At 72.1% G+C, this 6,490-nt stretch carries 7 protein-coding genes; 1 reads left to right on the forward strand and 6 read right to left on the reverse strand.

Features of this window, described 5'->3' with window-relative positions:
• Window positions 1–212 precede the first annotated feature (212 nt).
• Genes BM242_RS25965 through BM242_RS25990 form a run of 6 tightly spaced genes read right to left on the reverse strand, consistent with a single transcriptional unit; the run spans window position 213 to window position 5,407 of the window.
• Window positions 213–1,427 (reverse strand): cytochrome P450 family protein, encoded by a 1,215-nt coding sequence (locus BM242_RS25965; protein ID WP_093841377.1) that lies wholly within the window; start codon window positions 1,425–1,427, stop codon window positions 213–215.
• On the reverse strand, window positions 1,424–2,653 hold the full coding sequence (locus tag BM242_RS25970; protein ID WP_093841378.1) for a cytochrome P450 family protein: 1,230 nt from the start codon (window positions 2,651–2,653) through the stop codon (window positions 1,424–1,426). Before BM242_RS25970 ends, BM242_RS25965 begins: the two co-directional genes overlap by 4 nt.
• Window positions 2,650–3,243, reverse strand: coding sequence for a GTP-binding protein (locus BM242_RS25975; protein WP_093841379.1), 594 nt, complete (start codon window positions 3,241–3,243; stop codon window positions 2,650–2,652). Before BM242_RS25975 ends, BM242_RS25970 begins: the two co-directional genes overlap by 4 nt.
• Complete coding sequence (locus tag BM242_RS25980) at window positions 3,224–3,583, reverse strand: DUF742 domain-containing protein (RefSeq protein ID WP_093841380.1); 360 nt, start codon at window positions 3,581–3,583, stop codon at window positions 3,224–3,226. The genes BM242_RS25975 and BM242_RS25980 overlap by 20 nt, the downstream gene beginning before the upstream one ends.
• Entirely contained in the window at window positions 3,580–4,059 is a 480-nt protein-coding gene (locus tag BM242_RS25985; RefSeq protein ID WP_093841381.1) for a roadblock/LC7 domain-containing protein, read from the reverse strand. The genes BM242_RS25980 and BM242_RS25985 overlap by 4 nt, the downstream gene beginning before the upstream one ends.
• Window positions 4,052–5,407: an ATP-binding protein gene (locus BM242_RS25990; RefSeq protein WP_093841382.1), complete on the reverse strand. Its 1,356-nt coding sequence runs from the start codon at window positions 5,405–5,407 to the stop codon at window positions 4,052–4,054. Before BM242_RS25990 ends, BM242_RS25985 begins: the two co-directional genes overlap by 8 nt.
• 175 nt (window positions 5,408–5,582) lie before the next feature.
• Between BM242_RS25990 and BM242_RS25995 the strand changes: the two genes are divergently transcribed.
• A partial coding sequence (locus BM242_RS25995; protein WP_217652593.1) for a helix-turn-helix domain-containing protein occupies window positions 5,583–6,490 on the forward strand: 908 nt, incomplete at its 3' end.

The raw sequence follows: 6,490 nt of genomic DNA on the forward strand, positions 1-6,490 counted from the left end.
GTCCCCTCGCAGCCGGAGGAATCGGGAGGGGACGAGGCCACCGGGGGGCGGCGCCTGCCGGGCGGGGGGATCGGCGTTGCGCCGCCGCGGCGCCCGTGCCTGGCCGGGGAGGACCGGGCACGGGACGTCGTCAGGACCAGATGGCGAAAAGGCCGAGGACCTGGTGCCTCACTGGTGTGGGCCGTGCAGCCGAGATGGCTTGGGGCGGGTGCTCAGGCTGGTACGGGGATGGCCGGCAGGGTGCGGTGGTCGTTGCCGATGAACGACGGCTGGGGTTGGAGTTCGGTGGGGGTGACGGCCAGGCGCAGGCGGGGGAAGCGGGTGAAGAGTGCCGGCAGGGCGCGTCGGGCTTCGAGCCGGGCCAGTGGGGCGCCGAGGCAGTAGTGGATGCCGTGGCCGAAGGCGAGGTGATCCTTGTCGGTGCGGTCGATGTCGAATGCCTCGGGGTGGTGATGGAGCTGGGGGTCGCGGCCGTGGGCGCCGAAGCCGATGAGGATGAGGTCGCCCGGGTGCAGGGTCACTCCTTCGCCCAGATCGATGTCACCGGTGGCGTAGCGCATCGGCAGGTGCATGATCGGCGGGTGCAGCCGCAGGGTTTCCTCGATGACGTCGTCCCAGCGGGCGGGGTCGGCCAGGACGGTGTGGAGCTGGCCGGGGTGGGCCAGTAATTCGGTGATGGCGTGCCCGATCAGGGAGACCGCCGTTTCCGATCCGGCTCCGATCATGAGGATGAGGGTGCTGACCAGCTCCTCCTCGCTGAGGCGGTCGCCGTCTTCGCGTGCGGCCAGCAGATCGCTGGTCATGTCCTGGCCCGGGCGGGCGCGCTTGGTGGCGATGAGGGTGTGCATGGCCTGGTACATGGCGGTGCGGGTGTTCGCGGCCTGTTCCGGGGTGGCGGTGGTGTCCAGGACGGCGTCGATGACGCGGAGCATGTCCGCACGCTGGTCCGCCGGCACGCCGAACAGGTCGCAGATCACGCGGGTCGGGATGGGGTAGGCGAAGGCGGCGCGCAGGTCTACGGACTGTCCCGGGCCGGTGGTGTGGTGCAGGGTGTCGACGAGGTCGGTGACGATGGCGTCGATGGCCGGGGCGAGTTCCTGGACCCGGCGCGGGGTGAAGGCGCGGGCCACCAGGCCGCGCAGCCGTTGGTGGTCGGCCGCGTCGCTGGTGAACATGGACTGCACATCCACCCAGGCGGCCAGCCACGGTATGGCGCCGGGGCGGTAGCCGGGCCAGCTGGTGCGCGGGTTCTTCGAGATGTGCGGGTGGGTCAGAAGCTTCCGGATGATGTCGCCGTGGGTGACGGACCAGGCGGTCACGCCGTCGGGCAGGTTCACGCGGACGGCGGGGCCCGCTGCGCGCAACTGGTCGGTCTGGGGGTAGAGGTGGCGGCCGGTGGTGTCCAGGGTGAGGGGGCTGTGGTTCACGCGGGTCCTCCGGTGGTTGCGGCGGGAGCGGTGGGTTTCTCGGGGCGGGGGCGGAAGCGGACGGGCATGGCGGCGGGGCACTGGTGGAAGGGGCCGGGCCGGTTGGGCACGGCTGCGGCGGTCGGCTCCAGGTCCCACAGCTGGTCCAGGACGGTTTCGATGCCGGTCTGGGCGATGACGGCGGCGTGGCTGTCGGCCGGGCAGCGGTGCGGTCCGGCGGACCAGGCCAGGTGGGCGCGGTTGTCGTAGCCCGTCTCGGGCAGTGCGGTGCCGGTGCCGGTGGCGGCGTGGCTGATCAGGACCGGTACGCCGGGCGGGACGGGAACCCCGTGCAGGTGGGTGGCGTGGCGGGCGTAGTGGGCGCTGAAGTTGGCCATGGGGGAGTGCGTCCACAGCACTTGCTCCATCGCCCGGCGCACGGTGACGGCTCCGCCCGCCAGATCACCGGCGTAGGCGGGGTCGGTGAGCAGCAGGCGAAGGCCGGAGGCGAGCCAGGCGGCGGTGGGGATGGTGCCGGCGCCGACCAGGACGACCAGCTGGTGCAGCACTTCCTCGTCGCTCAGCCGGTGCGAGTGGTCCAGCATCCAGGTGGTGACATCCCGCCCGGGGGAGCGGTGCCGCAGGGCGATGAGTTCGGCCAGGCACTGCGCGAGGTCGGCGGCAGCCTGCGCGGCGGTGGCACCGGCGTTGATCATGCCCTGGCAGGCGGTGACCATCCGGGCCGAGAACTCGGCGGGGCAGCCCAGGAGGTCGGCGAAGACCAGAAGGGGCAGGGTGTCGGCGTAGTCGGCCATCAGCTCGGCCTGCCCGGCGGGCGCGATCCGTTCGATCAGGGTGGTGGCGTGGGTCTGTGTGGTGCGGCGCAGGGCGTGCAGGCTGATGCGGGCCAGGCAGTGGTCCATCGCCTCGCGCAGTCGCCGGTGGGCCTCGCCGTCGGCGTACAGCAGGCTGGGGCGGAAGGCCATCAGTGCCAGCACCGGGCTGTCGGGCGGGACGAGGCCGTTGTTCAGCGCGGCCCAGGAGCGGGAGTCCTTGCTGTAGGTCGCGGTGTCGTGGAGCAGAGTGATCGCGGCGCGGTGGCTGGTGACGACCAGCGCCGTGACGCCGGGGGCGATCTCGGCCCAGGCGACAGGGCCGGCGGCGCGAAGGACCTGGTAGGCGTCCTCGGGCCGCAGCGCGAAGTCCGGACCGTACAGCCGCGGCACCGCGGCGGTGGGCTGGGTCATGGTGCGGGCTCCAGGTGGGGACGGGCGAGGATGGCGCTGACCAGGGTGATCAGGCCGGACATGGCGGAGTTGCGCCGGCGGGCGTCCAGCAGCACCAGAGGCGTACGGGGATCCAGGGACATCGACTCGCGAAGTTCGGCCTCGGGGTACTCCGGGGCTCCGTCGAAGGCGTTCACGGCGACGGTGTAGGGCAGGGCGGCCTGTTCGAGCAGGTCGATGGCGTCGAAGCTGTCCTGCAGTCGGCGGGTGTCGGCCAGGACGAGCCCGCCCAGCGCCCCTGCCGTCAGGGCCTGGACCATGCCGCGGAAGCGGGGCTGGCCGGGTGCGCCGAAGAGGTAGAGCACGATGTCCTCGGCCAGGGTGAGGCGGCCGAAGTCCATCGCGACGGTGGTGGTGGTCTTCTCCTCCAGGCCGTGCAGGTCGTCGATGAGCTGACCGGCCTGTGTCATGCGTTCCTCGGTGTGCATCGGCCGGATCTCCGACACGGTGCCGACGTAGGTGGTCTTGCCCACGGCGAACGGGCCGAGGATGAGGATCTTCACCGACCGGGCGGCGTCCGGTACGTAGCGGTCACATCCGTTGGAGGCCACGCAGAACCCTTTTCAGGAAGTCGCGGTCGTGCTGCTGGGCAGCGGGAACGAAGGGTGCGACGGCGGTCAGGTGCCCGCTGTCCACCAGGGAGGAGACGATCACGCGGGTCACGGCCCCGGGCATGCGCAGGTGGAAGGCGACCTCGGCCACCGACAGCACCCCGGGCCGGCACAGCTCCATCACCCGCCGGGCCTGGGCCGGAAGACCCGCGAGGGCCACGGTCGCGTCGGCCTTCAGCAGCGTGGCCCCGTCCAGGCTCCGGCGTGTGGGGACGACCCGCCCGCCGGTGGCGGTGTAGGAGCGCACCATTCCTGCGGCGCGGCGCCGTGGGGCGGTCATGCCGGAGTGTCCGCCGCGCCGGTTGGCGAGCCCGGCTGCGCGGTGGCCGACCCCTTCCGCTCGTGGGCCTCCAGCGCCGGCCGCAGGGCGGCGATCATCTTCAACGCGGAGGTGATGGCGACTCCGGTCTGCCGGCTGGTGGAGTCGCCCCGCACGGAGACCGCCAGCCCGGTGTGCTGCCCGGCGGCGAACAGCAGCACGGTGTGGTCCTTGAGATCGGTGACCAGGTGGCGCAGGGGCAGGGCGGTGTTCTGCACGCCGCAGAATCCGGCCAGGTCCGCCTGCAGCGCCTTGATGCCGGAGAAGGCCGCGGCGGTCCGTTCGGCATCGGCCCGCTCCAGCCCTTTGGAGGCGGCCAGGACCATCCCGTCGGAGGTGAACAGCAGGGCATGTACCACCTCGCGTTCCTCGCCGAGCTGGTCCAGCGCCCAGGTCATGTCGGTGGTGTCGGCGGTGGGCCGGCGCAGTTCAGTCATCGCTGTGGTCTCCTTCCGAAGTGGTCTGCCGGTATCCCTGCCGCAGTGCCTCGCGCATCTGCTCCAGGCCGGCCGTCAGAGCCGTCAGATCGGCGGTATCGGCCGTCGGCTCCTGCGTCACCCCCACCGGTGCCTGCTGCCGCACGCCGCGGCGGTGGCGTCTGGGAAGCCCCATGGAGGTTCTCGTCGATGCGGAGTCCGGCGCGTCCTGCTCCGGCAGCGGTGCCGGGGCGGGCTGCGTGACCGGCATCGGCCGCGGTGCGGGCGGCGGGGCCAGCAGCGCAGCGGGGAGCAGGAGCACCGCCTTGACCCCTCCGGTCGCCGAAGGAGCGCTCACATCCACGCGGAAGCCGTAGTCGGCGGCCATGCGGCCGATGACGGCGAAGCCGAGTTTGCGTTCGTCGGCCAGCGTGGCGACATCCATCACGGTGCGCTGCTGCAGTAACTGCTCGGCCTGCGCCCGCTGGAAGGCGTTCATGCCCACACCGCTGTCCTCGACCACCACGCCCACCCCGGCCGGGACCTGTCGCAGGTAGACATCCACCTGCTCGCCGGAGTAGCTGGTGGCGTTGTCCAGCAGCTCGGCCAGGGCCAGGGTGACCGGCTCCACCACCCGGCCCTCCACGTGCTGCTCACCGGTCTGCGGCAGGTAGGTGTAGTGGACCCGGCCGTAGGGGCCGATCCGGCCGCGAGCGCTCTCGACGATCTCCCGCAGTGGGCTGTTCTCGCGCCGCAGCCCCGGCCACGACCCGGCCAGCACCCGCAACCGCTGGAGCGTGTGCAGGGCCCGGGTGGTGAAGTGATCGATCACGGCCAGGCCCTGATGATGGGCGCTGTCCTCGGGATACTGATCCAGCTCCCGATCGATCTCCATCTGAAGCCGGGCCAGGAAGGACTGCGCTTCATCGGCCATGCCCCGCACGCCGGCCCGCGCCGCCTGGCCCACCTCTTCCCGGACCGAAGCTGCCGCCTGCCGCACCAGGTCCTCCACGGCCGCGAAGCAGTCCTCGAACGCCGTACCGGCCAGCAGGGGATGTTCCAGCCCGGACACCTCCGCCTGCGGCCGGCCGCGCACCACAGCCTCGATGACCGACGGCAGACGCCTGGCCACCAGATGCCGGGTCTCCTGCTGGGCGGCGTTCCAGTAATCCACGTTCCGCTGCGCCAGCTCGCGCAGATCCGTCAGCTGCTTCTCGCGTGAGGCTCTGGCCTGCTCCGCCTGCCGGCGGGCTCGCCGGGTCTCGGCCTGCGCGGCGTGCCGGGCCTGCCACTGGGCCCAGAGCAGCGCCGAGGTGACGGCCAGGCCGCCGGCGAGGAACACCTCGGCCGTGACATACGGGTCGAACATCGCCATCCTTACCAGGCAGGGGAACAACACGAGGGAAAAGCGACGGCGTTCGCCGGTCCGGGTACCGGCAGCATCCGGTGCCGGTACGTTGAGCAAACCGTGATGCACGGTGCGTGGGTATCCCCGGCGGGGAGCCATCACGGGTAACGTTGGTAAAGATCATTTGGGGCGATGCATGGCGCGTGCACGCAACAGCCGGATGGAGAGCCTGCTGCGCGAACTGGGCTGGTCCCAGGAGCAGCTGGCCGCCCGTTTCCGCCGGGTGGCCGCCGAGAACGGCGCGGACGAGCTGCGGGCGGTGACCCGCTCGCACGTCAACCAGTGGCTGCGCGGATCGCGCCCCAGCGGCCGGGCGCCGCATATCTTGTGCGAGACGTTCTCGCGCGGGCTGGGACGCATCGTCACCGCGCACGAGATCGGACTGGACGCCGACGGGGAAGACCTCCCCCAGGACACCGACCCGGTGATGGCGCTGGCAGAGTTGGGGAGCATGGAGTTGGACAGGCAGCGTCGCCAGATGCTCACCGGCGCCGCCTACTCGCTCGCAGGACTCGCCCTGGCCACCGGCGAAGGGCCGGCAGCACAGGCCCGCCCGTCCCGTCGCCCCGTCTGCGGCGGGCACACCACCGCCGCCGATGTGGCCGGCGCCCGCGAGATGATGGCCTTCTTCTCCCGCCGCGACCAGCGCCGCGGCGGCGGCGACGGCCGCGCCGCCCTGGTGGCCTACCTGCGCACCGACATCGTCGCCCACCTCGGCCGCCGCTTCCCCGGCGAGCAGGTGCGGCGCGAGATGTTCTCCACCGCCTCCGAACTGGTCTACCTGTGCGGCTGGATGTCCTTCGACGCCGGCGAGCACGGCCTGGCCCAGCGCTACTTCACCCTCAGCCTGCACCTGGCCGCCGAAGCCGACGACGCCCCCCTGGCCGGACACATCCTGCGCGCCATGGCCCACCAGGCCGTGGACCTCGGCCACCCCCAGCACGCGCTCGCCCTGGCCGACGCCTCGCTGGAACAACGCCGCTACACCCGGGCCACACCCCGCGAACGCGCCCTGCTCGGCGTGGTGCACGCCCGCAGCCTCGC

The organism is Streptomyces aidingensis (assembly GCF_900112355.1).
In the GTDB taxonomy this organism is placed as follows: Bacteria; Actinomycetota; Actinomycetes; order Streptomycetales; family Streptomycetaceae; genus Streptomyces; species Streptomyces aidingensis.

What these genes read in the sequence shown, in the direction of transcription:
- BM242_RS25970 (WP_093841378.1), bottom strand. Translation starts at nt 2,653, where the DNA reads ATGACCCAGCCCACCGCCGCGGTGCCGCGGCTGTACGGTCCGGACTTC.
- BM242_RS25980 (WP_093841380.1), bottom strand. Translation starts at nt 3,583, where the DNA reads ATGACCGCCCCACGGCGCCGCGCCGCAGGAATGGTGCGCTCCTACACC.
- BM242_RS25985 (WP_093841381.1), bottom strand. Translation starts at nt 4,059, where the DNA reads ATGACTGAACTGCGCCGGCCCACCGCCGACACCACCGACATGACCTGG.
- BM242_RS25990 (WP_093841382.1), bottom strand. Translation starts at nt 5,407, where the DNA reads ATGTTCGACCCGTATGTCACGGCCGAGGTGTTCCTCGCCGGCGGCCTG.